This window comes from Marinobacterium sedimentorum, from assembly GCF_024267675.1.
GTDB classification, from domain to species: Bacteria; Pseudomonadota; Gammaproteobacteria; order Pseudomonadales; family Balneatricaceae; genus Marinobacterium_A; species Marinobacterium_A sedimentorum.
In genome coordinates this window covers 1-24730 of record NZ_JALDYX010000006.1, presented here as the reverse complement: position 1 = coordinate 24730, position 24730 = coordinate 1, and the positions used below count along the sequence as shown (strand labels likewise).

Annotated in this window: 23 protein-coding genes and 3 tRNA genes; 8 read left to right on the top strand and 18 right to left on the bottom strand. The window is 59.6% G+C overall.

Translation table 11 applies throughout. The features are described 5' to 3' along the window. Positions 1-65 precede the first annotated feature (65 nt). Entirely contained in the window at positions 66-3368 is a 3303-nt protein-coding gene (rne, locus tag MRS74_RS07450; protein WP_254579647.1) for a ribonuclease E, read from the top strand. 144 nt (positions 3369-3512) lie between these two features. Here the strand turns inward: rne and murB are convergent, their stop codons facing one another. The 5 genes from murB to MRS74_RS07425 form a co-directional block, all read right to left on the bottom strand. After that, positions 3513-4535, bottom strand: a complete 1023-nt coding sequence (gene murB / locus MRS74_RS07445) for a UDP-N-acetylmuramate dehydrogenase (RefSeq protein ID WP_254579646.1) — start codon at positions 4533-4535, stop codon at positions 3513-3515. After that, complete coding sequence (locus MRS74_RS07440) at positions 4535-5032, bottom strand: low molecular weight protein-tyrosine-phosphatase (protein WP_254579645.1); 498 nt, start codon at positions 5030-5032, stop codon at positions 4535-4537. The genes murB and MRS74_RS07440 overlap by 1 nt, the downstream gene beginning before the upstream one ends. Before the next feature lie 206 nt (positions 5033-5238). Continuing rightward, positions 5239-5313 (bottom strand) — tRNA-Gly (locus tag MRS74_RS07435). Positions 5314-5379: 66 nt separating this feature from the next. Then, positions 5380-5940 (bottom strand): carboxymuconolactone decarboxylase family protein, encoded by a 561-nt coding sequence (locus tag MRS74_RS07430; protein WP_254579644.1) that lies wholly within the window; start codon positions 5938-5940, stop codon positions 5380-5382. Further along, positions 5937-7280, bottom strand: a complete 1344-nt coding sequence (locus MRS74_RS07425; RefSeq protein ID WP_254579643.1) for an aspartate aminotransferase family protein — start codon at positions 7278-7280, stop codon at positions 5937-5939. The genes MRS74_RS07430 and MRS74_RS07425 overlap by 4 nt, the downstream gene beginning before the upstream one ends. Positions 7281-7416: 136 nt before the next feature. Here MRS74_RS07425 and MRS74_RS07420 point away from each other — a divergent pair, with 136 nt between their 5' ends. Beyond that, a complete protein-coding gene (locus MRS74_RS07420) occupies positions 7417-8322 on the top strand; it encodes a MurR/RpiR family transcriptional regulator (RefSeq protein ID WP_254579642.1) in 906 nt (301 codons plus the stop codon). A 39-nt stretch (positions 8323-8361) separates the two neighbouring features. Here MRS74_RS07420 and MRS74_RS07415 read toward each other — a convergent pair whose 3' ends face one another. From MRS74_RS07415 to MRS74_RS07400, 4 genes are all read right to left on the bottom strand, one after another. Continuing rightward, positions 8362-8811, bottom strand: coding sequence for a universal stress protein (locus MRS74_RS07415; RefSeq protein ID WP_254579641.1), 450 nt, complete (start codon positions 8809-8811; stop codon positions 8362-8364). A gap of 65 nt (positions 8812-8876) precedes the next feature. After that, entirely contained in the window at positions 8877-11495 is a 2619-nt protein-coding gene (locus tag MRS74_RS07410) for a TRAP transporter permease (protein ID WP_254579640.1), read from the bottom strand. A gap of 106 nt (positions 11496-11601) precedes the next feature. Continuing rightward, positions 11602-12582: a TAXI family TRAP transporter solute-binding subunit gene (locus MRS74_RS07405; protein WP_254579798.1), complete on the bottom strand. Its 981-nt coding sequence runs from the start codon at positions 12580-12582 to the stop codon at positions 11602-11604. Positions 12583-12943: 361 nt separating this feature from the next. Continuing rightward, a complete protein-coding gene (locus tag MRS74_RS07400; RefSeq protein WP_254579639.1) occupies positions 12944-13990 on the bottom strand; it encodes a hypothetical protein in 1047 nt (348 codons plus the stop codon). Between the two features lie 365 nt (positions 13991-14355). On the opposite strand from MRS74_RS07400, the gene MRS74_RS07395 reads away from it, so the two are divergent. Together MRS74_RS07395 and MRS74_RS07390 are read left to right on the top strand one after the other, a co-directional pair. Next, positions 14356-15294 carry a LysR family transcriptional regulator gene (locus MRS74_RS07395; protein ID WP_254579638.1) on the top strand — a complete coding sequence of 313 codons (939 nt, stop codon included), beginning with the start codon at positions 14356-14358 and terminating at the stop codon, positions 15292-15294. Between the two features lie 88 nt (positions 15295-15382). Next, positions 15383-15988 carry a LysE family transporter gene (locus MRS74_RS07390; protein ID WP_254579637.1) on the top strand — a complete coding sequence of 202 codons (606 nt, stop codon included), beginning with the start codon at positions 15383-15385 and terminating at the stop codon, positions 15986-15988. Between the two features lie 36 nt (positions 15989-16024). On the opposite strand, the gene tcdA is transcribed toward MRS74_RS07390, so the two are convergent. From tcdA to MRS74_RS07365, 5 genes are all read right to left on the bottom strand, one after another. Then, the gene (tcdA, locus tag MRS74_RS07385) at positions 16025-16840 is read right to left on the bottom strand and encodes a tRNA cyclic N6-threonylcarbamoyladenosine(37) synthase TcdA (RefSeq protein ID WP_254579636.1); all 816 of its coding nucleotides are present in this window, start codon (positions 16838-16840) and stop codon (positions 16025-16027) included. A 20-nt stretch (positions 16841-16860) separates the two neighbouring features. Then, positions 16861-17076 (bottom strand): hypothetical protein, encoded by a 216-nt coding sequence (locus MRS74_RS07380; RefSeq protein WP_254579635.1) that lies wholly within the window; start codon positions 17074-17076, stop codon positions 16861-16863. Between the two features lie 164 nt (positions 17077-17240). After that, the gene (gene hda / locus MRS74_RS07375) at positions 17241-17945 is read right to left on the bottom strand and encodes a DnaA regulatory inactivator Hda (protein ID WP_254579634.1); all 705 of its coding nucleotides are present in this window, start codon (positions 17943-17945) and stop codon (positions 17241-17243) included. Next, on the bottom strand, positions 17938-19035 hold the full coding sequence (locus MRS74_RS07370; protein ID WP_254579633.1) for an AI-2E family transporter: 1098 nt from the start codon (positions 19033-19035) through the stop codon (positions 17938-17940). The genes hda and MRS74_RS07370 overlap by 8 nt, the downstream gene beginning before the upstream one ends. A gap of 24 nt (positions 19036-19059) precedes the next feature. After that, the gene (locus tag MRS74_RS07365; RefSeq protein WP_254579632.1) at positions 19060-20112 is read right to left on the bottom strand and encodes a DUF2066 domain-containing protein; all 1053 of its coding nucleotides are present in this window, start codon (positions 20110-20112) and stop codon (positions 19060-19062) included. A gap of 150 nt (positions 20113-20262) precedes the next feature. Between MRS74_RS07365 and purM the strand changes: the two genes are divergently transcribed. The 4 genes from purM to MRS74_RS07345 all read left to right on the top strand — a co-directional run bounded on the left by purM (position 20263) and on the right by MRS74_RS07345 (position 23058). Continuing rightward, complete coding sequence (gene purM, locus MRS74_RS07360; protein WP_254579631.1) at positions 20263-21321, top strand: phosphoribosylformylglycinamidine cyclo-ligase; 1059 nt, start codon at positions 20263-20265, stop codon at positions 21319-21321. Between the two features lie 2 nt (positions 21322-21323). Then, the gene (gene purN / locus MRS74_RS07355; protein ID WP_254579630.1) at positions 21324-21965 is read left to right on the top strand and encodes a phosphoribosylglycinamide formyltransferase; all 642 of its coding nucleotides are present in this window, start codon (positions 21324-21326) and stop codon (positions 21963-21965) included. Positions 21966-22069: 104 nt separating this feature from the next. Next, positions 22070-22786, top strand: coding sequence for a DUF3108 domain-containing protein (locus tag MRS74_RS07350; RefSeq protein WP_254579629.1), 717 nt, complete (start codon positions 22070-22072; stop codon positions 22784-22786). After that, entirely contained in the window at positions 22783-23058 is a 276-nt protein-coding gene (locus MRS74_RS07345) for a YfcL family protein (RefSeq protein ID WP_254579628.1), read from the top strand. Before MRS74_RS07350 ends, MRS74_RS07345 begins: the two co-directional genes overlap by 4 nt. 7 nt (positions 23059-23065) lie before the next feature. Here MRS74_RS07345 and MRS74_RS07340 read toward each other — a convergent pair whose 3' ends face one another. The 4 genes from MRS74_RS07340 to MRS74_RS07325 form a co-directional block, all read right to left on the bottom strand. Beyond that, positions 23066-23830: a M90 family metallopeptidase gene (locus MRS74_RS07340; protein WP_254579627.1), complete on the bottom strand. Its 765-nt coding sequence runs from the start codon at positions 23828-23830 to the stop codon at positions 23066-23068. A gap of 62 nt (positions 23831-23892) precedes the next feature. After that, entirely contained in the window at positions 23893-24147 is a 255-nt protein-coding gene (locus MRS74_RS07335) for a DUF2164 domain-containing protein (protein WP_254579626.1), read from the bottom strand. A 320-nt stretch (positions 24148-24467) separates the two neighbouring features. Continuing rightward, positions 24468-24543: transfer RNA gene (locus tag MRS74_RS07330), tRNA-Ala, on the bottom strand. A gap of 28 nt (positions 24544-24571) precedes the next feature. Continuing rightward, positions 24572-24647 (bottom strand) — tRNA-Glu (locus MRS74_RS07325). Between the last annotated feature and the right edge of the window lie 83 nt (positions 24648-24730).

The following is a 24730-nucleotide window of genomic DNA, read 5'->3' as shown; positions in this document are numbered from 1 at the left end:
AGATACGGTCAAGCAGCTCGACCAGTGGCCAGACGTGCATTCCCCTATTAAAGAATGCTAACTACATGAAAAGAATGCTAATTAACGCAACTCAGCCAGAAGAGTTGCGGGTCGCCCTCGTTGACGGGCAGCGGCTTTATGATCTGGATATCGAGTCATCCAACCGCGAACAGAAAAAGGCCAATATCTACAAGGGCAAAATCACCCGCGTAGAACCGAGCCTTGAAGCGGCCTTCGTCGACTACGGCGCCGATCGTCACGGCTTCCTGCCGATGAAGGAAATTTCCCGCGACTACTTCAGCAAGCAGCCCGAGCGCGGCGGCCGTCCGAACATCAAGGATGTGCTGAAGGAAGGCACCGAAGTCATTGTTCAGGTCGAAAAGGAAGAACGTGGCAACAAGGGCGCAGCCCTCACCACCTTCATCAGCCTGGCCGGTCGCTACCTGGTTCTGATGCCCAACAACCCCCGTGCCGGCGGCATTTCACGCCGTATCGAAGGCGAAGAGCGCAGCCAGCTCAAGGAAGCCCTGTCTGGTGTAGAAGTGCCCGACAAGATGGGTATCATCATTCGCACCGCGGGTGTCGGTCGCAGCTCCGAAGAGTTGCAGTGGGACCTGAACTACCTGGCCACCCTGTGGGAAGCCATTACCGAAGCCGGTACCAAACGCAACGCGCCCTTCCTTGTATTTCAGGAAAGCAACGTCGTTATCCGTGCGATTCGCGACTACCTGCGCAACGATATCGGCGAAGTGCTGATCGACAGCGACAAGGTGTTCGACGAAGCCCGCCAGTTTATCCGCCACGTGATGCCGAGCTTCGAGAGCAAGATCAAACTCTATAAAGAGCAGACACCGCTGTTCAACCGTTATCAGATCGAATCCCAGATCGAAACGGCCTTTGAGCGTGAAGTCACCCTGCCCTCCGGTGGTTCGATCGTGATTGACCCGACCGAAGCCCTGGTCTCCATCGATATCAACTCGGCCCGCGCCACCCGTGGCGGCGATATCGAAGAAACAGCGCTCAACACCAACCTGGAAGCGGCTGAAGAAATCGCCCGCCAGCTGCGCCTGCGTGATATCGGCGGCCTGGTGGTCATCGACTTCATCGACATGACACCGATCAAGAACCAGCGCGCGGTGGAAGACCGCCTGGCCGATGCCCTCAAGCTGGACCGCGCCCGCGTCCAGATGGGCCGCATCTCCCGCTTTGGTTTGCTGGAAATGTCGCGTCAGCGTCTGCGCCCCTCACTGGCTGAATCCCGCGGCACCGTGTGCCCGCGCTGCAACGGCCAGGGCTCCATTCGCGATACCGAATCCCTGGCGCTGTCGATTCTGCGCCTGATCGAGGAAGAGTCCTCCAAGGACCGCACTTCCCAGATTCGCGCCATTCTGCCGGTCACCGCCGCGACCTACCTGCTGAACGAAAAGCGCCACGAAGTTCACGAAATCGAACTGCGCCACCGCGTACGCATCGTCATAGTGCCGAATCCAAACATGGAAACGCCGCACTATGAAGTCGTTCGCCTGCGTGATGACCACACCGTGGCCACCACCAACGACGCCAGCTACAACCTGCAGCCCCCACCCAAGCAGGAAGAGTTCGGCGCCACTACCGCCAAGATAGTGAAGCGCGAGGAAGCCGCGGTACAGGGCATCGCCCCCACCTCCCCGGCACCGGCCGCAGCGCCTGAACCCGCTCCTGCAGCCACGCCTGCAGCCGCGACAACTGCACGCACCGAGCGCGCTCCAGCAGCCGCCAAAGCAGCGCCTGCCGCACCTGCTGCTGCCCCTGCATCCCTGGGCACCAAGCTGGTCGGTTTCATCAAGAGCCTGTTTGGCGACACGCCCAAGCCGGAACCTGAACCGACGCCGCTGCCCGAGATCCGTCAGGGTCGGGCGCCGAGCCAGAACCGTGAAGAGCGTAACCGCCCAGCTCAGGAACGCAGCAACAGCAAACCCAAGCGCCGTCGCGACAGCCGTGACAATGACCGTCGTCGTCGTTCGCAGCAGGACTCCGACGAAATCATCACCATCACGCCGCAGCAGGCCGACAGCGCACCAGCACCGAGTTCCTCTTCTGAAGAACAGAGCGGCTCTGGCAAGCCGCGTCGTCGCCGTCGCAGCCGCAAAAATGACGGTGATGAACCCCGCGCAGAACGCTCCGCCCGCAACGCTGAGACAAGCGAAGAGCAGCAGAACGAGCAAGCGGACACCAGCGTCAAGCAGCCGGATATTGTCAGCCCGAGTGACACTGATGACACGACCAAGGCAAAGCCTGCTGCCGAGAAACGCGAAACCCGTGACAACAGCGCCGAGGACAGCGAAACCCGCGGTCGTCGCCGTGGTCGTCGTCGTCGCGGATCAGACCGCGTCGCAGAACGCACCCCGACGGATGCAGTCGCCCTGACCGCAACCCCAGCTGATGCAGCTGATGCAGCTGCGCAGCAGGACAGCACGGATGCTGCTGCCGACAAGGCCTCCCAGCCTACAGCGACGCAGGCTGTCTCCGCTCCTGAACCGGTTGCTGATGCACAACCGTCTGCCACCGAAGCGGTAGACCGGAAAGCTGCGGCAACCGCCGATGCGGTTGATGCGGTAGATGAGGTATCCACTCCTGAAACAGCCGATGCCGTAACGGACGCCGCATCTGCAGCCACCCAGGAAACCGCAGACGTCACCGCTGTCACGATCGAAGTGGTGGAAGCTGAAGCTGCAGAAAGCGAAGCGGCGAAAGCCGAAGCTGCTGCAATAGAAACCATCGCAACAGAAGCCATGGCAACAGAAACAGCATCAGATGCCGTTGAAGCCGAAACGGTGGTTACTGAAGCGGTAACAGGTACTGTTGAAGCCAGCGTGAGCGCGCCAGCCCAGCCAGAATCGGTTGAGACTGCAGCGGCGGAACCTGGCAGCACGGCAGAAACTTCTGAAACGCCTGAAACGCCTGAAACGACAGCTCAGCCTGAAACCGCCGAGACTGCACAGGCTGCCGATGAAACGCCTGTCGAACCGACAGAAACCCGCGCCGACTCAACAGCCGAGACGGCTGCTAAAGCTCAGCTATCACAAACAACGGCAGAAACTGCTGAAGCCGAAGTGACTGCGAAAGCCAAGGCACCCGAAGCCGTCGAGGAAGCTGCGACTGAAGCCGAGACTACCCGGGCCCAAGCCCAGCCGTCAGAGGCAGAAGCGGTTGCAACGCAGCCGACAGCTGCCGAAGCGGTCGACACCGGCGCTGAAGCCGAAGCAGCCACAGAGCAGCCAGCGCCCCGTCGTCGTCGCCGTGCCGGCCGCGCACCCAATGATCCCCGGGAAAAACGTCGTAGTGCGAAGAAGGACCCGTCGGAGCAGGCAGAACAGCATCACTCCTGAGTGATGCGGATACAAAAAAGCCGGCGCCTCTAGCGCCGGCTTTTTTGTGCCTGAACATCAGACCAACCTGTTCATGAGCTTGCCCCGGCCTCCAGGCGTTCATCGACCGGCTCCGCAAATAGACCCAGCCAAAGACCAAACCGCTCAGGCAGGGTACAGTCTGGGTTCCATTTCGAGCACAACCCCAAAGCGCAGCTGCACCGAATCCACGACCTGGCCTGCCAGCAGCATCAGCTCTGTGGCCGTACCCGACCCCTGATTGACCAATACCAGTGCCTGACGGGAATAGACACCCACGGCACCGATGCACCGCCCCTTCCAGCCGCACTGCTCGATGAGCCAGCCGGCCGCCAGCTTGTAGGCATCATCCGCCGGATAGGCAACAAGATTCGGAAATTGCTGCAGCAGATCCCGATACCGATCCGCGGACACCAGCGGATTCTTGAAAAAGCTGCCCGCATTGCCCAGCTCGGCCGGATCCGGCAGCTTCTGCTGACGGATCGCACAGACCACATCGAACACATCCGACGGTTGCGGCTGCTCAATGCCGCGCGCCTTCAACTCGTCTGCCAACGCCTGGTAGCGCAGCACCAGGTTCGGTATCAGCGACAACGCAAAGCTCACTTCCAGGATGACATAGCGCCCGGGCTCATGCGACTTGAAGCAGCTGTCGCGGTAACCGAACCGGCAGTCGTCACGATTGAAGCGACGCAGGTCGCCGGAGTCGGTATCCAGCGCCAGCAGAGAGTCAAACCGCTGCTCCAGTTCGACACCGTAGGCACCGATATTCTGAATCGGTGCAGCACCCACGGTGCCCGGAATCAGCGCCAGGTTCTCCAAGCCGTAGTAACCCTGCTCCAGCATCCACTCCAGACTCTGGTGCCAGATTTCACCGGCGCCGAGCGTTACCCGCACCTTATCTTCACTCACGGACTCTACCCGGCGCCCGCCGATCGCCATCTGAATCACCAGGCCCGGTATCTGCTCACGCAGCACCAGGTTACTGCCCCCCCCCAGCACCAGCACCGGCCAACTGTTATGCCGGGCCTGTGCAACGGCACCCTGCAGCTGCTCCAGCGTCTCGACGCGCATAAAGTTTGCGGCACAGGCCGCAAATCCAAAACTGTTGTGCCGACGCAGATCCTGATTATGAACAAGGCTATCCATCACTTGCCTCCTCGTCGCCAGAGGCCGCTGCACAACTGGTCGATCAGACCATCACTCGCCGCCTCCACCATATCCAGCACCTGCTCAAAACCCGCTGCACCACCGTAGTAAGGATCAGGCACTTCAGCTTCCAGGCCCTTCGCAAAGTCCATAAACAGCCGTACTGACGCCGATGAGCCCGCCGGAGCCTGGGCACGCAGGTCCAAGAGGTTTTGGGCATCCATGGCCAGTATCAGATCGAATTGCTCGAAATCCGCCGTCACCACCTGGCGTGCCCGCAAATGCGCCAGCGGCACACCCCGGCGTGCTGCGGCTGCCGTCGCACGCGTATCCGGCGCATGGCCCTGATGATAGGCCGCCGTACCGGCCGAATCGACCCTGACCCAGTCGAGGCCCGCGGCGCGAAGACGATGCTCCAGCACGCCATGGGCTGTAGGCGAGCGGCAGATATTCCCCAGACAAACCAGCAAAACGCGCACAGATTTTTCGCAACTCATAAGTTCCACAGCACCCACAAAGCGCCCGCGGCGCCACAGTGACAAAGGGGCGCATTATAAAGCAATCCGCCGCCTTTGCAGACAGCTGCCGCCGGCAAGGCCGGCATGGCCTCCCGCTCTGTCAGAGCTTGTCGTAATAGTGGTGCAAACTATCAATCGGCCCTTAGTAGGCTGCAGGCGCGATGCAAGGTGAGCTGATAAGAGACTGGAGCGGGTAGCGGGAATCGAACCCGCCTCGCAAGCTTGGGAAGCTCGAGTAATAACCACTATACGATACCCGCGATAACTCCATTAATCTAACGCCCGGCCTCCGCGCCTGCAAGCATTTGACGTCGATTATGCGGGCATTAACCCGGCTCGGTAAATGGCAGTTCCGGCGCGCCATCGCGCCGCACCTCAAACACATTCAGTGTCATGGCGACCAGGGCGTAATAACCAAAGATTCCCACCAGCTCGACCAGTGCAGGCTCGCCAAACTCGGCGATCGCGCGGTGATAGAGCGCATCGTCGATACGCTTAGTTTGATACAGGGTACAGCCGATCTGATACACCAGCTGCTCGTCGGCGCGCTCAAATACGGGCGCGCTGCCAAGGCGCAGCGCATCAATCACGGGATCGACAATGCCTGCCCGGCGTGCGATGGGCTCGTGGATCTGCCATTCAGCCTGGGACTGCCACCAGGACGCCGTCACCAGAATCGCCAGTTCCGACAGGCGCAGCGGCATCGACGTATGGTAGCGACAGTAAGCGCCCAGCGCCTGGGCAGGATCGGCCAGCCCAGGGCTGTGAATCCAGGCCAGGAAAGGGCCATCCAGATTGCCCCGCGGGCCACTGAGGATAGCGTCCAGCACACGTTGCTGTTCATCGCTCATTTTCCCCGGCGTCAGCTCACTCAGGCGTGATCTCATGCCCTTGCCCCCTTAACGGCACGCAGCGCCAGGGTAATCGCACTTTCCAGCTTATCCACCAGCTCGTCCAGATGCGACTCTTCGAGGATAAAGGGTGGCGCCAGCAGAATATGATCACCCCGGCGGCCATCAAGGGTACCGCCCATGGGGTAGCACATCAGCCCTTCGTCCATCGCCGCCTGCTTGATGCGAGCGTGCAGTTTCAGTGCCGGATCAAACGGCTCCTTGGTTGCCCTGTCACGCACCAGTTCAATCCCCTGGAACAGACCCCGGCCGCGCAGGTCACCAATATGGGGGTGATCACCAAAGCGGCTGCGCAGGCGCTGTTGCAGCGCCCTACCCAGCATCTGCACCCGGGGCAACAGCTGGCGCGATTCGATGGTCTGCTGTACCGCCAGAGCAGCGGCACAGGCGGTGGCGTGACCAATGTAGGTATGACCATGCTGAAAGAAGCCGCTGCCCGCCGCAATTGCATCGTAAATGCGCCCACTTACCAGGGTCGCACCTATGGGCTGATAACCGGCCCCCAGACCCTTGGCAATGGTGGTGATATCGGGGCTGACGCCCTCCTGTTCGATGGCAAAGAGGGTTCCGGTACGCCCCATGCCGCACATGACTTCATCCAGAATCAGCAGCACGCCGTAGCGGTCGCACACGTCGCGAATCTTGCGAAAGTACCCAGCCACAGGTGGCACCGCCCCCAGCGTTGCCCCCACCACGGGTTCTGCCACAAAGGCCATCACCTCATCGGCGCCCAGACGCAGAATTTCATCCTCCAGCTCCTGCGCCAGACGCGTTGTAAAGGCATCATCCGACTCCTGTTCGCCCTGCTCACGATAGGCATAACAGGGCGTCAGATGGCTTACCTGGGTCAGCAGCGGCTCGAACTGGGCACGGCGCCAGGCGTTACCACCGGTGGCCAGGGCTCCGAGGGTGTTGCCGTGATAGCTCTGGCGCCGCGCAATCAGATGCCTGCGCTGCGGCTGCCCCGTTTCGGTGAAGTATTGCCGCGCGAGTTTCAGTGCCGCTTCCACCGCTTCTGAGCCACCGGAGACAAAGTAGACATACTCAAGCCCGGCGGGCGCCCGCGCGATAAGAAAGTCCGCCAGCTGCTCCATCGGCTCAGTGGTAAAGAACGAGGTATGGGCATACGCCAGGCTCGCCACCTGCTGCTGGATGGCCTCTACCACCTCGGTCGCACTGTGACCGAGACAGGAAACCGCGGCACCACCACTGGCATCCAGATAGCGACGCCCGTCAGCGGCGATAATATAGGGACCGTCACCGGCAACAGCGACCGGGTAGGACTGGTGGATATTGCGGTGAAAGACATGGGTCATGGAGGCGCACTCGGCAGCATTAGTGTTTTGCAAATATATTTGCAATTAATAATTTATGCAATTATTTTTGCCTTAATCTAAGGTTATACTGCGCACCCGGCGACAGTACCTGAACCCTAAACAGCGAACTCTGGCGATGAACACATCAGGCTTCACCCCGCCCCATAACCTCAGCAATCTGCGGCAACTGCTGGCGGAGATTGACAGCAAGCAGGCACCTATTCGCCTCGGCGGCCAGTCGCGCCGGGTACTCAATGCCATGCTGAACACCCCGGAACAGGTTGCCCTGGCCTCCATCACCGAGCTTGCCGAGCGCCATGGCGTCAACGCATCAACCCTGACCCGCCTGGCACACCGCCTGGGACTGAGCGGCTTCAACGGCCTGCAGCAGCTGTTCAGACTCGAACTGACCGGCAGCCCGCTGCATTTTTACAGTGAGCAGGCCAGTCAGCTAGCGCGCGAGCCCGGCCTCGCAGACGCAGGCTTGCCCGCAAAAGTCGGGCAACAGGAATGCAGCAACATCACCACCATGATCGATACGTTGGATCCAGACGATTTCAGTCGCGCAGCCGAACTCATGGCCAGAGCCGTGCAGGTACGGATTTACGGTGTGCGCCAGTTCTATGCGTTAAGCTATTTCCTGGGCTACGCCCTTGGCATGATCAGGCCCAACGTTGCCACGCTCGAGGCCGGGCGCCAGGGCATCGCCGATGCACTGAGCCCGCTGCAGACAGGCGACGTACTGATAGTCGCCAGCTGCTTTCCCTACACGGCGAGCGTAATCAGGACAGCGGAAATTGCGCAACAGCATGGCATCGAAGTCATTGCACTCACCGACACAGCGGATTCTCCGTTGCACCACATTGCCAGCTGCAGCTTTTGTGTGCCCAACCGCAGCCTGTTTTACAGCAATGCCATGGCGGGATTCTTTGTAATGGGCGAAGCACTTCTGAGCGAAGTGGCGGCAAGGCTGGGCGACACAGCGATAGAGGCGCTGCGCCGCAGGGAGGAGTTAATCAGCGAACTGTCACCGCTGACCTGAAGGAGAGCCAAAATCCCAGAATCACCCAGGGCTGGCAGATCAGGCCGGCTTAAGCGCTTCACCGCGCAGAATCATCACCGAGCACTGCGCACGCTCGACCACACGGGCGGAGTTTGATCCCAGCAGCGCGCTGTCCAGGCGACTGCGATGATGCGCCGACATAATGATCATATCGGCGTTAATCGCCGCCGCCTGCTTGATGATCCGTTCTGCCGGATGCCCCTGATGCACCGAAAGACTGTGTAACACATCAGCCGGTAATTGGCGCTCGGCAAACTCCACCAGGTGCTTATCCACCGCCTGATGCGCCTTCTTTACCGCCGCCGGATCAAAAAACGAAGCAACCATAGGGGACGCAAAACCCGGCATCACCGTCATCAGATGAATGTTGCCGCCATCAGGGTCAAGTTCGCGTAACGCCACCGCAATGGCGGGCTCGGCGAAAGCAGACTCTTCCAGATCAACCGGTATCAGGATAGTTTTGAACATGATCGGTCCTCGACCGGCACGCGGCCGGCTCTGTCAGGGCCGCCCACCCAGGGGCGGCCAAATTATCAGGCCTTCGCAGTTCCGGGCTGCGCCTGCACCCCACGCCTGCGACGCTGCATCATCACAAGCGGCACCAGCAGCAGCAACGCAGGAATAAAGATCAGCTCCTTCGCAGGCTGAGGCCGGGCAATCTCGATACGCTCGATAACCTGGTCAAATGTCAGCCCCGCATGCTCTGCCCGGCTGTCAAAGCTCACCGCATCCACCAGCGCCTTGCCACCGTCATCCATTAGCTCGACCCCCGCATCCATCAGCCGATCGCGGGTGTTGTCGCCCTCACCTATTGGCAGCAGCACAACGAAACGGCGATCGTTGCCAATTTCGTCTTCGCCCAGGATATGCAGCCGCACAGACGTGCCCGAAGGGATATCCAGGGCTTCATCCAGCAACATAGCCCCGTCACGTACCTCGAACGGATCCACAATTCGATCCATCCAGAAGCCCGGACGGAACAGCGAAAAGGCAATCAGCAGCAGCAACAGTGTTTCGTGCAGACGGCAACGCACCAGGAAGTAACCCTGGGTCGCGGCGGTAAACAGCAAGATGCCGATAGTCGAGATCACGAACACCATGATGCCATGGGGCCAATCGACATTGATCAGCAGCAGGTCGGTATTGAAGATAAACAGGAACGGCAGTATGGCGGTGCGCAAACTGTAGAAAAACGCCACAAAGCCTGTGCGGATCGGATCACCACCGGACACCGCCGCCGCCGCAAAGGACGCCAGTCCCACTGGAGGTGTCACATCGGCCATGATACCGAAATAGAACACAAACAGATGCACGGCTATCAGCGGCACGATCAGCCCGGACTCCTGCCCCAGGGTGACAATGACCGGCGCCAGCAGAGAGGACACCACTATGTAATTGGCGGTGGTCGGCAGCCCCATGCCCAGAATCAGGCTAAGTACGGCGGTGAGTATCAGCATCAGCAGCAGATTGCCGAAGGACATGACCTCCACCAGATCCGCCAGCACCGAGCCCACGCCGGTCTGGGACACGGCGCCGACAATAATGCCGGCTGTTGCCGTGGCAATACCGATTCCGATCATGTTGCGGGCACCGGTAATCAGGCCGTCGATCAGCTGATCAAAACCCGACTGGCAGGCCGCCAAAAGCTTGCCTTCGTTACGGAAAAACGCGAACAGCGGACGCTGGGTTACCAGTATGACCATCATCAGCACGCTGGCCCAGAATGCAGACAGCCCGGGCGACAGCCGCTCGACCATCAGACACCACACCAGCACCACCACCGGCAGGATAAAGTGCAGGCCCGACTTCACAGTCGGCCCAGTTTCCGGCAGTTCCACCACCTCGGACTCGGGATCATCCAGTTCCAGCTCCGGGTAGGTCGCGGCAAAACGGATCAACCCGACATAAACCCCAAATAGCAGCAGCGCTATAACAATACTGGCCGCATCACCCAGCAGCGGCTTGATCCAGCCGATACCGAAGTACACCGCAAAAGCCACGACCGCCGTGCCCATAAAGCCCAGCAGCAGGCCCATGAGGCGCATCTGCCAGGGGCGCACAACACCGCGGCGCGGCAACCCCTGCATACCCAGCTTTAGAGCTTCCAGGTGAACGATATATACCAGCGCGATATATGAGATCAGGGCTGGCAGGAAGGCATGAGTAATAACCTCGACATAGGACAGCCCCACATATTCAACCATCAGGAAGGCCGCAGCCCCCATGACCGGCGGCATGATCTGGCCATTGACCGACGAGGCTACCTCAACGGCACCGGCCTTTTCGGCACTGAAACCCACCCGCTTCATCATCGGAATGGTAAAGGTACCCGTGGTCACCACGTTGGCAATGGAAGAGCCGGAAATCAGCCCGGTCATGGCCGAGGACACTACCGCCGCCTTGGCGGGGCCACCACGCATGTGACCGAGCAGTGAAAAGGCCACCTTGATGAAATAGTTACCGGCACCCGCCTTGTCGAGCAGCGCGCCAAAGAGCACAAACAGAAAGACGAAGCTGGTTGACACACCCAACGCAATACCAAAGACCCCTTCGGTGGTGACCCACTGATGGTTTACCACTTCTTTCAGGCTCGCGCCCTTGTGGGCAATAATTTCCGGCATATAGGGGCCGGCAAAGGTATAGATCAGGAAGACCAGCGCCACCACCACCAGCGGCGGCCCCAGCGCACGCCGGGTTGCCTCCAGCAGCAGCACACAACCGATACAGGCCACCACTATATCCTGCAGCAGGGGTGCGCCCGGGCGGGTCGACAATTCCACATAGAAGATAAACAGATAGGCCGCCGAAAAGGCGCCCAACAGGGCCAGCACAAGATCAATGGCCGGCACCCGATCCCGGGGGGAACCATCAAAGGCCGGATAGGCCAGAAACGCCAGAAATACTGCCAGCGCCAGGTGAATAGAGCGCGCTTCTGTATCGTTGAAGACACCAAAACTGCCAACCAGTGGCCAGTCATAAAATGGCAGGGGCGACGCAATCCAGAGCTGGAACAAGGACCACCCCAGGGCCGTACCGAGCAACAGCATTTTCTGAAAACCCAGGGGGGTGCGCGCACCGCTGTCAGTGGCTGCAACCATGTCCTGCAGCCCTGCCTCATCAATGGCTGACGGGCCTTTTTTTGGGTCGCTCATAAAATCTCCGATTATTAACTGTGCCCGCACTTAAGCAATAAAACGCTGCGAGCCAAACGAAAAACGGCCTGCCACTATGGCAAGCCGTTTTAATTAAAACCCGTGGTTACATCCAGCCACGTTCTTTGTAGTACCGAACCGCACCATCATGCAGCGGTGCAGACAGGTTATTCTTGATCATCAGCGCAGGATCCAGATTCTCGAACGCCGGGTGCAATTTCTTGAAGCGATCGAAGTTATCGAACACAGCCTTGACCACCTGGTAAATCACTTCCGGATCAGCCTTGGTTGAAGATACGAAGGTCGCGCCCACACCAAAGGTGGCCGTATCGGCATCCGTACCCTTGTACATGCCCGCCGGGATGATCGCCTTGGCGTAGTAATCATTTTCGGAGATCAGCGCATCTACTTCAGCACCTTCCACCGGCACTATCAGGGCCTCACAGGAGGTCGTGGCTTCCTTGATGGAACCATTGGGGTGACCCACGGTGAAGATTATGGCATCAACCTTGTTGTCACACAGCGCCTGGGACTGCTCTGAAGACTTGAGTTCGGAGGCGAGCTTGAAATCGTCCAGCGTCCAGCCCTTGCGCTCCATCAGCACTTCCATGGTACCGCGCTGACCCGATCCCGGGTTGCCGACATTCACGCGTTTGCCCTTGAGATCATCAAACACCTTGATGCCTGAGTCTGCACGGGCAACCACGGTGAAGGGCTCGGGATGTACGGAAAATACTGCCCGCAGTTCCGGGTTGGCACCCTGCTCGGCAAACTTGTCGGTACCGTTATAGGCGTGGAACTGCATGTCGGACTGCGCCACACCCATGTCCTGACCACCTTCACGAATGGCATTCAGGTTGGCGACGGAGCCACCGGTAGAAGGCGCGGTGCACTTGATGCCATGATCATCGGCACCGCGATTCACCAGTCGGCAAATCGACTGACCCACGACGTAATAAACGCCGGTCTGACCGCCGGTGCCAATGGTGACATAGGTCGGCTCGGCCGCAGAGACGCTCTGCACAGCGCCTGCCAGCATGACACCGGCGGCCAGTACCGATGCGGTAAAGGCGGATTTAAGTTTCATCATGTTGTCTGCTTCCTTGTTTGTTATCCAGTAAATACATGCAGCACGCAGCTGCCACACCATAAATGGCCTGTAACTGTGCCTCAAACGCCCGCATGGGCACCAAGACCACGTCTCATAGGGTCGGCGATACAGCTTATAAAATCAATCGGTTATGTCTAAGACGACGCGCAGAACCCTGTATTTTGCAGGATTTCCTGCCTATTTGGTCATGCCCCGCAACCCGGAAACCGTTGTTACAGCATAGGCCGAGATTTGGCCACGCGCCTGCACGCACAAGCACAGGCCGTGCCGGGGCATTAACGGATTACAGATGTGGGCACTTGCCCAAAAAGAGAAAAGCTGTAAACACAGGCGCCAATCAGGCCGCGGCGGCGCTATCCGCCTTTTTGAGCAACGCCAGAACAGCCTGAATCGAGGTACCCAGATCGCCACGCATCCAAAGGCCCGCAAGCGCCTGCTCGAAAACGTCAATCCAGTCCCGCGGCGCCCTGTAATTCGCGTCATCCGCGTCATCCGCGCCTGCTACAACGCACTTCACAAAATACTGGCCATGACTGAGCAGCACATAGTGCTGCGCGTCGAGCAGATGTTTTTCATACAAAAGCGCTGCTGCAGTGCGCAACTGCATGAGCGTCGCCCGGCGCACATCGATTTCCAGCAGGCTAAACGCCTGACTGACCGAAGCATCAGCATGAGCCAAGCGCAGGGCGCCACCGGCCAGCAACAGCGGCTCCATGCCGGCAGACAAGAGTTTTGCTGGCTTTAGTGCAGAGACACCCACAAGGTTAAAGGCACCGGCAAACAGACGTTGCAAATAGGGATACAGCTGCCCCGAGTCGATGGCCCGGGCCCGACTCTGGCCACCATCACGTTCAAGCCACAGGGCACTTTGGGCCAGCGCATAGGGCCGTGCACGGGCGACAAGGGATTCCAGTCCGGCAGCATGGGCCTCCAGCCATTCAAGCATAGGCGCCTGGGCAAGCCACATTTGCCCCAGAAACAGATCCGACAGTTCAAACCGATGCCAGCCGAACTGCACACCACCCGCCGGAAAGCGCAATTCAATCAGTGCAGCTATATCAAAGCGGCCCAACTCATCGAGCACTCGCTGAGCGCCGTCAAGAAAGATATCGTACTCTGCCCGGCCATCATCCAGCGCCTGAACCGGGTCGCGCAGCACCGCGGTGTAGTTCTCTACCGGCCAGCGTGCGAGCAGTGTTTTTTCCAGCGGAGCCAACCGGTTGCTGGCGTGATCCGCCGCAAGCTCAGCCACCAGCCCCGGCGAGATGGCAGCCTGTTGCAGCATGTTCCCAAAGCCGCGATCAAGCCCCCCTCCCTTGGCGGTAGAGGCGTCTGAGAGTGTCACATCAGGCCGACTTAACGGGCTTCGATCAGGCTGCTGCATCCAAGCTATCTCCCTATTCAGCGCTGGATCTGGCTGGCCCACTGACGAAGTCTGCGGGCGCACCTGCTAATTATATACCTCTTGGATCCCTCGGGTCGGGCTTGAAAACGTTTATCTCACAGGCTTCCAGTCTCCATGCCGGCTACCACAGCCACCAGGCCACCCAGCCGTATGGCTAACCATGTCCCAACAGACCATCAATATGCACCGGGGCCGCATGTGCAGATTGCCACTTGCGCAGACTGTTGTTCCCACAGCGAAGTCTATCGGCGCAGCCTCCCTGCCCTTGAGCGGTATTAGGGTGCCACCCAAGGTATTTATGCAGCAGTGTTCTTCGGTATAACCTGAGCTGATATCCTTGCGCAATGGAATTATCACGCATCAACCTCAACCTGCTAACAGCACTGCATCAGCTGCTGCGCTGTCGCAGCGTCAGCCAGGCGGCGCGCGCCCTCTTCGTGACGCAACCCGCCATGAGCCGCAACCTGGCGCAGCTGCGAACCCTGCTGGGGGATCCGCTGCTGGTGCGGGTCGGCAACCAGATGCAGCTGACACCCAGGGCGGAAGCGCTGTCGGCGCAGATAGCGCCATTGCTGCTGAACATTGAAAGCCTGCTGATGCCCGATCATTTCGACCCGGCCCTATTTCAGGGCCGCTTCAATATCGCCATCACCGATTACACCAGCGAACACATTCTGCCAACACTGGTCGAGGATCTGTGCCGCACCGCCCCCGGACTGCAACTGCATTTTCACCTCTGGGAACCCGCCATGATCACCGACCTGCGCGAGGGCCGCATGGATCTGGCCGCCTGCATCCTGAATGAAGTACCCGACGATATCCACGGCCGCCAGGTGGGCGAAGACAGCTACAGTTGCCTGCTGCGTGCCAATCACCCGCTACTGGCGAACGGCGGACTCGATCTGGATCAATACACCAGCGCTGACCATATCAGCATCAGCGGCGGTGGCGACAAGAACCGCGCCCTCGACAACGCTCTGGCGGCACTGGGCAGGCTGAGACGGGTCCGCATTACCGTGCCTTTTTTTCACTCTGCGCTCGCCTTTTGCGCCAGCAGTGACGGCATTCTGACCCTGCCCAGCCACATGGCGGAAAACCTCAGGCAACGGCATGATCTGGCGCTGCTCCCGCTACCCTTTGAGGTCGAACGGGTACGCTATTCGCTGATCTGGCATCAGCGGCAGCAGCATGACGCTGCCCACGGCTTTGTGCGCGAGCGCTTCTATCAGGCACTGGAAAAATCGAGCTTTTCCAAGCCCGCATCAAGCCATAAGCAGAAGTAATAACCAGTATCAGTATTGGGGATTGGCGGCACCTGCATGCCACTCCTTACACTGGGCGTCCAGATGAACGATCCCAGAGACTGACACTATGTTCGAATGGTTACTCTTTGCCGGCATTACCCTGCTCGGAGCCATGATTCCAGGGGCAAATATGGCCATAGTGCTGCGCAATACCCTGGGGCGCGGCCGCAGAGCGGGCTTTTTCACCGCAGCAGGCCTTGCCACCGCACTGCTGATCCACGCCTCCCTGTCGCTCGTCGGTATCGCCACCCTGATCAGCCAGTCACCGGGTCTCTACGCCGGCATTCGCTGGCTCGGCAGCGCCTATCTGCTTTACATGGGTGTGGTTTATCTGCTCAGTAGCCGCAAGGACCAGAACCCCGATAACGAAAGTGTAGCAGCGAGTAGCCAGCACAGCTTTCTCGCAGGCCTCATGATCAGCCTGTTCAACCCCAAGGTACTGCTGTTCTTTATGGCCATGTTTTCCCAGGTGCTGCAGCAGGATCATGACTGGCCGGCGCTAATGCTCTACGGGTTAACCCCGGTCAGCATTGAACTGGCGTGGCTGAGCCTGGTTGTCATGCTGCTGACAAGACCCGCGGTACAGCAGGCACTGGCGCGCGCACGCCAGCGCATCGAAGGCGCGATTGGCGTGACATTGATGGCATTGGGAATCAAGGTTGGCCTGGGCTGAGACACCCAGGCGCGCTTCGACGACACAAGCAGTACACTAGATCGAACTCGCATCAGACAGCGCCGCCACACGACGGGCTTCCCGCTCCTGCAGCTTTTTCAGTACCCGCGAGACCGCCACAAAACCAAAACTGGCGGTAACACAGACGGAGGCCCCGAAGCCGCCGTCACAATCCAGCCGTGTACTGCCCTCTGCGAGGGTCTTCTGCTGACAGACGCTGCCGTCGGGCTGCGGATACACCAGCTGCTCGGTCGAATAGACACAATCAACGCCAAATTTTCTCGACGTACTGAAGCCATAATGGCGCCGCAGCCACGAACGCACCTTGGCCGCCAGCGGATCCTGACTGGTGCGGCTCAGGTCAGCAATATCGATGCGGGTCGGATCCACCTGGCCGCCGGCCCCGCCGATGGTAATCAGCGGAATCTTGCGCCGTTTGCAGTGCGCGATTAGGGCAGACTTCTCGCGCAGGCTGTCGATGGCATCCACCACGTAATCAAAGTCGCCGCTGATCAGCTCAGCGATATTTTCTGTGGTGATAAACTCCTCAACTTCCGCCACCACGGCCTCGGGATTGATCGCCCGCACCCGCTCAGCCATGGCCTCGACCTTGGATCGGCCGATATTGCCGCTTAGCGCATGGATCTGACGGTTGGTGTTGGTGACACAGATATCATCCAGATCGATAAGGGTAATCCGGCCTATGGCCGTGCGCGCCAGCGCCTCGACAACCCAGGAACCCACGCCGCCAATCCCCACCACGCACACATGGCTGCGACGATAGAGCTCAACCGTGTCAACGCCGTAGAGCCTGCGACTGCCGCCAAAGCGGTTTTCAAATTCGTTCGACACCGTTTATCCAACCCTGCTGCTCAGAAGTCATCATCCGTAAGCTCAGTCAGTACCGGCTCACCACAGCCAGCACACTTGCCCTCGATAAACAGCACACCCTTGAGTTCGTACTCGATCACTGTATGCATGCCAAGATTGGCCTGCTGACAATTGTCGCACCAGGTCTGAGTCAGAAATGCCTGCTGCTCGTCTTCATCCCGGGCGCCGAAATCCCGCATTGTCCGCTCGTCTAACATGTTGTTTCCCACCAGGTTCTGGTTTCAGATGTTTCATAGCCAACAGCGCGCACCCAGCGCATTGACAGCGCAATGCCTGCAATGGAAACGGCTGTCCGACAGCATAGGGATGATGCAGAAAAGCCCCCGCGGGGGCAAGACACAAGGCAGGAAGCGAGCCGGTGCTACCAGCCCATCTCCTGCTTGATAAAGGGAATGGTAATCTTGCGCTTGGCGCTCAGGGATGCCTGATCCAGCCGGTCGAGCAGACCGAAGAGGTCCCCCATGTCGCGACTGGCATGATGAATCAGGTAGCGCACCACTTCACCGGATAGCTGGAAGCCACGGGCCTGGGCACGTAACTGCAGGGCGCGCTCCTTGTCTTCATCCGGCAGGGCATGCAGCTGAAACACCATGCCCCAGCTCAGGCGCGACGCCAGATCCGGCAGCTTGATGCCCAGCTGACGCGGAGCACTGCTGGCCGCCACCACCAGACGATTATTCTGTGCACGGATGCGGTTAAAGAAGTGAAACAACCCTTCTTCCCACTGTTTATTGCCCGCCACCAGCTGCACACTGTCGATGCACACCAGATCCAGGTGTTCCATGCCATCCAGAATACCGGGACCCAGGTGCAGCAATTCCTGCAACGGCAGATAAACCGCCGTGCGGCGCGCGGGCTCACTGGCGTGGCAGGCGGCCTGCAACAAATGGGTACAGCCAACCCCTGGTATCCCCCAGAGGTAGAGCAACAGCTCACCTTCACCTTCGGCAGCCTGCTGCAACATTGCGCGAGCCAGGCCATTGGCGCCGGTCAGATAATTCTCAAAACGCGCATCATCCCGCAGCGATACGCCTAGCGGGAGTTGGAAAGGTGCCGTGTTATTCATCCGCTTCTGTATTCAGCAATTCCACTTCGGCAACCTGCGCCGACCCATACAGCGTGCTGCTCTTGTAACCCTGGTGCAAATGGCGCAACAGCACCATGATCACCGCCGCAACCGGCAGCGCCAGCAATACGCCGACGAACCCGAACAGCTGTCCGCCCGCCATGATCGCGAAGATCACGGCCACAGGGTGCAGTCCTATCCGGTCCCCCACCAGCAATGGTGTCAGCAGCATGCCTTCCAGTGCCTGCCCGACTGCGAACACCGCACCCACCCAGATCAGCACCATCGGATCCTGAAACTGTATAAAGGCTGCAATACCCGCAACAAGGATGCCGATAATGAACCCCATATAGGGCACGATACTGGCGAGGCCGGCCAGCATACCAATCAACAGCGCAATATCAAGCCCTACCAGCCACAGACCGACAGCATAAATGATGCCCAGTGCCAGCATGACCAGCAGTTGCCCCTTTATAAAGGCACCGAGAACCTCATCGCACTCATTGGCCCAGAGCGCGACCCTGGGCTCCAGGTAGCGCGGCAGCAGCATGCGAATCCGTGCCATCATCAGATCCCAGTCCCGCAGCAGATAAAACAGTACGACCGGTATCAGCACCAGATTGGCGATCCAGGCCAGCACCGCCAGGCCTGAACGGGTAATGCCGCCGGCCAGCTGCGCCATCAGGTTGCCGGTCTGCTGCCAGTTGCCCGCCAGCATGGATTTCAGCATGCCCAGATCCATGGCCGCCAGATCCATTCCCAGCGTCGACTCCAGCAGCGGCACCAGGCGCTGCTCGATCAGGTCAATAATCATGGGGACCCGCTCCAGCAGCACCTGAATCTGGCGACCCAGTTGCGGCAGCAGCAACAGCACCGTCAGCGCCAGCAGGGCCGTCATGAACAGGAACACTGTCACCACGGCACCGGTACGGCCAAACTTCGCCGCCTCAAGCCGATCCGCCACCGGATCGAACAGATAGGCCAGCAGGGCACCCACCAGGAAAGGCGCCAGTATAGGCGCCAGCACATACACCAGCGCCCCCATGATCAGGGTGATGATCAGTAAAAACCAGCGTTGCGATTCCGTCATGCGATGCATTCCCTATCCATGCTCTCAGTTCTGCCAACGATACTGCAGCAGACCTGTGTCCGGCATATAAATGCCATCGATTTTACCCACCGGTACCAGCCGATTATCCAGTCGCAGCGTTTCCTGCAACTGCTCCACGCTGGTATCAAGCTGCAGACGCAGGCGCAGACGCCCCTGGGACAGGAGCTCCGGAAAAACCGCCGTGACCCCTTCGCTTGCACGCAAACGCTCAACCAGGGCGAGATAATCTGCCTGACCGCTGACCCCTTCCACCTGCAACACCAGCCCCTGCGGCCGATAATCCAGCGGCGCAGCCTCGGGCAGCCGCAGCAAAGAATCCGCCACCGTATCGACAACGTCCGTCATTTGCTCATCCAGATCGCCGGCAGGCGTAATGCGCAGCATCTCACGCCGCTCACCGCCAAACTCGAATTGACTGAACCAGAAGCCGCCTTCGTACCATAACCGACCCGCCAGTACCGCATCGGGAGCATAGCGCTGCGAGGCGCGGCGCACCGCATCCGAGGCCTGCTGCCAGAGCAGCTCCGGCGGCAGCTGCTGCAAGTCCTGCAGATCCAGCAGCGGCAACTGCAACGCCAGGCCACGCCGCTGCGCCTGCTGAACCAGCGCCTGCAGAGCCGGATGATCCGTCGCGATATAGTCTTCGGCAACACCAGCCGGCTTGACCACCAGCCACAACAGCAGCGCCGGACGCTGCGGGCCGGGACCGCGAATGCCCGCGTCCTGCATCAGCTCATCAAGCTGCGCCGGATCGTAGTGCAGCTGCAGCCAGTGATCACCATCAGCCGAATTGCGATAGGCATATTCGCTTAGCAAACCCTGCGCCTGGGCCAGCACCGCGCCATAGCCTGGCCGCGCCGCAACTTCAGTAGTGCCACTAAGTTTGATCAGCACCTGCGCCAGACCTTCGGCAATCTGTTGCGCATCAGGCCCTGCCCCTGCGCTGGCAACATTTATTTCCGCGCTGTACAGCCCCGGCACAGTAACGGCACCGGCAGAGATCACCCACAGCAGCGCGACACAGGCGAAAACCTGACGCAAGTATTTGATAAACATGAGGTATTCCAAACTACGATAAAACCGGCAAACAGCGAGGTAAAAGACGCTTAAACTCTAACACACAATAGCCGCCCCACGCGCAACCTGATAGAATGCCGCCTTCATTTTTTTGCCGCCAACCCTCGTTGCTGAAAGGTTATCTGATTCATGTCTACCGCATCCGACAAAACATCACTGAGCTATAAAGACGCTGGTGTCGATATCGACGCGGGTAACGCCCTGATCGAGCGCATCAAGGGCGTCGCCAAACGCACCGCGCGCCCTGAAGTCATGGGCGGACTCGGCGGCTTCGGCGCCCTGTGCGAAATCCCGGCCGGATATCGCCAGCCTGTGCTCGTATCCGGAACCGATGGGGTCGGCACCAAACTGCGCCTGGCCATGGATCTGAAAAAGCATGACACCATCGGCATCGACCTGGTCGCCATGTGCGTCAACGACCTGATTGTCGCCGGCGCCGAACCGCTGTTCTTCCTCGACTACTACGCTACCGGCAAGCTCAACATCGACACCGCCGCCGACGTGGTTACCGGCATTGGCCGTGGTTGCGAACTGGCAGGTGCGGCACTGGTTGGCGGTGAAACGGCCGAAATGCCGGGCATGTACGAAGGCGAAGACTACGACCTGGCCGGCTTTTGCGTCGGTGTGGTCGAAAAAGCCGACATTATTGACAGCAGCCGTGTGCAGGCCGGCGACAGCCTGATCGCACTGGGCTCCTCGGGCCCTCACTCCAATGGCTATTCGCTGATCCGCAAGATCATTGAAGTCAGCAACGCCGACCTCGACCAGCCCATGGGTGACAGCACCCTGGCGGACGCCCTGATGGCGCCGACCCGCATCTACGTCAAGTCCGTACTGCAGCTGATCAAGGACAGCCAGGTCAACGCCCTGTCCCACATCACCGGCGGCGGCCTGCTGGAGAACATCCCCCGCGTACTGCCCAAGTCGAGCAAGGCCGTGATCAACACGTCCTCCTGGGAACTGCCGCCCGTATTCCAGTGGCTGCAGAACAATGGCAATGTTGATGCGCGCGAAATGTACCGCACCTTCAACTGCGGCGTCGGCATGGTTATCGCCGTACCGGCATCCGACACCGACAGCGCCCTGGCACTGCTGACCGCCGCCGGCGAACAGGCCTGGGTTATCGGCCAGATTGAAGCCGCGCAGGATGGCGAGGAGCAGGTCGAACTGCGCAGCGCGGAGGCCTGAGCGTGACACAAAAGCGGATTGTGGTACTGCTTTCCGGCAGCGGCAGTAATCTGCAGGCACTCATTGATGCGACCCAGTCGGGTCGCATCAATGGGCGCATCGTCGCTGCAATCAGCAACAAGCCCGACGTACGCGGCCTGGAGCGCGCGCGCGACGCTGGCATCGATGCCCTGCTGCTCGATCACACCCAGTACGATTCCCGCGAGGCGTTTGACGGCGCACTGCAGGAACTGATCGACCGCCAGGAACCCGACCTGATCGTACTGGCAGGCTTTATGCGCATCCTCACCGCCGACTTCGTACGCCACTACCTGGGCCGGATGTTCAACATCCACCCGTCGCTGCTGCCCAAATACAAGGGCCTGCACACACATCAGCATGCGATCGAGGCCGGCGACAGCGAACACGGCTGTACCGTACATTTCGTCACCCCGGAACTCGACGGCGGCCCGCTGATTCTGCAGGCAGCGGTACCCATCGCGACCGACACCAGTATCGAAAGCCTGCAACAGCAGGTCCAGCTACGCGAGCACGAGATCTACCCACTGGCGGTCGAGTGGTTCTGCGCCGAGCGCCTGACACTTGGAACCACAGGCGTGACACTGGATGGCATTCAGTTACCGGCAAGCGGACAGCGCGTATAAATTCAGAGCTTAACCACCCGGCGCACCGCCCTGAGCTGGCGCCGGGCAGATTAAACCTCTGACCACCAGCCACCGTGCTGCGCATTCCATACGGAGTTCCAATGATGTACCGCCGGATAAGACAGATCCTGTGCTGCACCCTGCTACTGGGCAGCAGCATCAGCGCCCAGGCACTGAGTACTCCCACTGAACTGAAACCCTTTCGCGCCCTGTACGAATCACGCCTGGATGTTGGCATAGAGCTGACCCTTGAAGCCGTGCGCGAACTGCGCCAGCAGAGTGACGGCCAATGGATACTCACCAGCACCGCCGACGCAGCCATTGCCGGCATCGAGGAAAGCAGCCGCTTCACCCTTGAACAGCTGCAAGTCGTACCGCAAGAGTACCAGTACCACCACAAGGTATTTGGCAAGCGCCGTGACGCCACCCTCAACTTCGACTGGCCCAACACCCGGGTCACCAACGACGTTGACAACAAACCCTGGCAGATGGACATCCCCGCCGGCACCCTCGACAAGCTCGGCTACCAGATGCAAATCCGCCTCGACCTGCCCAGCGGCAAGACCAAGCTCAGCTACCCGGTCGCCGATGGCGGCAGCCTCAAGCAATATGACTTCGAAGTCCTGGGCACCGAATCGGTCGACACCCCGGCCGGCACCTTTGATGCCATCAAGGTACAGCGCGACCGCGGCGAAGACGCCAAGCGCGAAACCTACATCTGGTTTGCCCCCGAACTGGATTACATGATCGTCAAGCTTTACCAGATTGAAAGCGACGGCAAAAAAGCACAACTGCTACTGAAGAAGGTAGAGTCTCCATGACCCCCACTGATTACAGCGACAGCCTCCACAACTACCTGCTGACACAGGAACAGAGCACCGACGACAACGACCGCCTGTTCTATTGCAGCTACCTGCTGGGCCACCTGAGCCTGGCCGCCAGCACGGAGCCCGCCGACTGCGACCTGCTCGATGACTGCGTTAACCTGAGCCTGGAAAGCGCCTTCGCCGTTGACCGCCTCAGTGACGCCGACAAGGCCGGCATCGCCGCACTCTGGGCCGAAACTACAGACAAAGCCCGCAGCCCTGCCTGAAGCCGCCTCAGCAGCCCAGGCGCACCATCGGATCCTGTCGATAGAACAGACGCAGCTGCCCGTAAACCTCGGGATAGCTGCCCTGCAATAACCCTGGCGCTGCAAAGAACACCTCACTCAGCACCGCAAAGCACTCCGCCGGATCTTGCGCCGCATAGGCATCCAGCAGCATGACCCCACCCCGCTCAGCTTCAGCCACAAGACGTGCGTAGGCCGCACTGAAATCTGCCGACCATTGGCGCACCGACATACCCTCATGCAACGGCGGCAAACCATTGGCCGCACCGTTGAGCATATCCAGCTTGTGGGCGAACTCGTGAACCACCAGATTGACACCGGCAGGCGACTCAGCCGCCACAGCCTCCCACGACAGGATCACAGGCCCGCGCTCCCAGGCCTCACCACTGAGCGCCGCTCGTTCGACATGCACCACGCCAGCCTCATCCTGATATTCATGCCGGGCGATGAATCCACCGGGATAGACCAGCACAGTCTGCACATCACGGTACCAATCCAGCCCCAGCGCCAGCACGGGCAGGCAGGCCTGCGCCGCGATGCGCAAACGCATGGCATCACTCAGCGCCAGCCCCTGCACACCCACCAGGGACTTTTCCGCCAGGAACAACAGCACCAGCTGCTGCAGATCCCGCAACTCACCCGTACTCAAGCCGCGCAGGAGCCCGAGTGATGCCACCACAGCCTGCCACTGCGCCTGCGGCAGCGTCGTCTTCGCCAGCAGACGCCTGCGCCGCCAGGCCCTGAAACTCCACATCAGCAGCACCCACAACCAAGACCAAGACCAAGACCACCAACAGCGATCACCTGCCCCACTGACTAACGCAGAAACTCCGTCGGCTTTTCGATCTCGCTGATAGCCTCGGCGATATCATCCAGCTTGCCGCTGAGCACCGCCTGAGCATCGAACAAACCGCGATTGTAGTAATAGGCACCCACCTTGTCGGAGAAAAAATCCAGTAGAAACTCGGCATCAAACTGACCAATGTCCTGATCCAGCTCATCCCGAAAATAACGCTGAATCTGCAGTACAACGGACGCCTTTTCTTCCTTTGAAAACTCAATCAGGGCCACGGAATCCAGACTCCTCTCACTTATTTAATGCCACGAACCCGCACTTTCAGGCCGCCACGCACAACTCGACCGGCGCGCACCACATCGAGGCACCAGCCACACTGCATCATCATAGCGATTAACGCGACTTACCAGAACAAGGGAGACAAGAAGCAAAGGAGAAACAACTGCAGACAGACACCACAGAACAACGCCCAACAACAACGGACAGAGCACATAAACGGCAACAGGGGATAATAGCGAATAACGAGCGCAGAAAAGACAAAGATCGAAAAAACAGGAATACAACGCAAAGCAGGCAGGATCTGACATACATGAATTGGTGGAGCCTGGGGGGATCGAACCCCCGACCTCGACGCTGCCAGCGTCGCGCTCTCCCAGCTGAGCTAAGGCCCCATAAAACAATTCACGCAAATCTTGAAAGTGGCGTCCCATAGGGGGTTCGAACCCCTGTTACTGCCGTGAAAGGGCAGTGTCCTAGGCCACTAGACGAATGGGACGCATAGGACTTTCAAACGCCTTTTGAAGTGGTGGAGCCTGGGGGGATCGAACCCCCGACCTCGACGCTGCCAGCGTCGCGCTC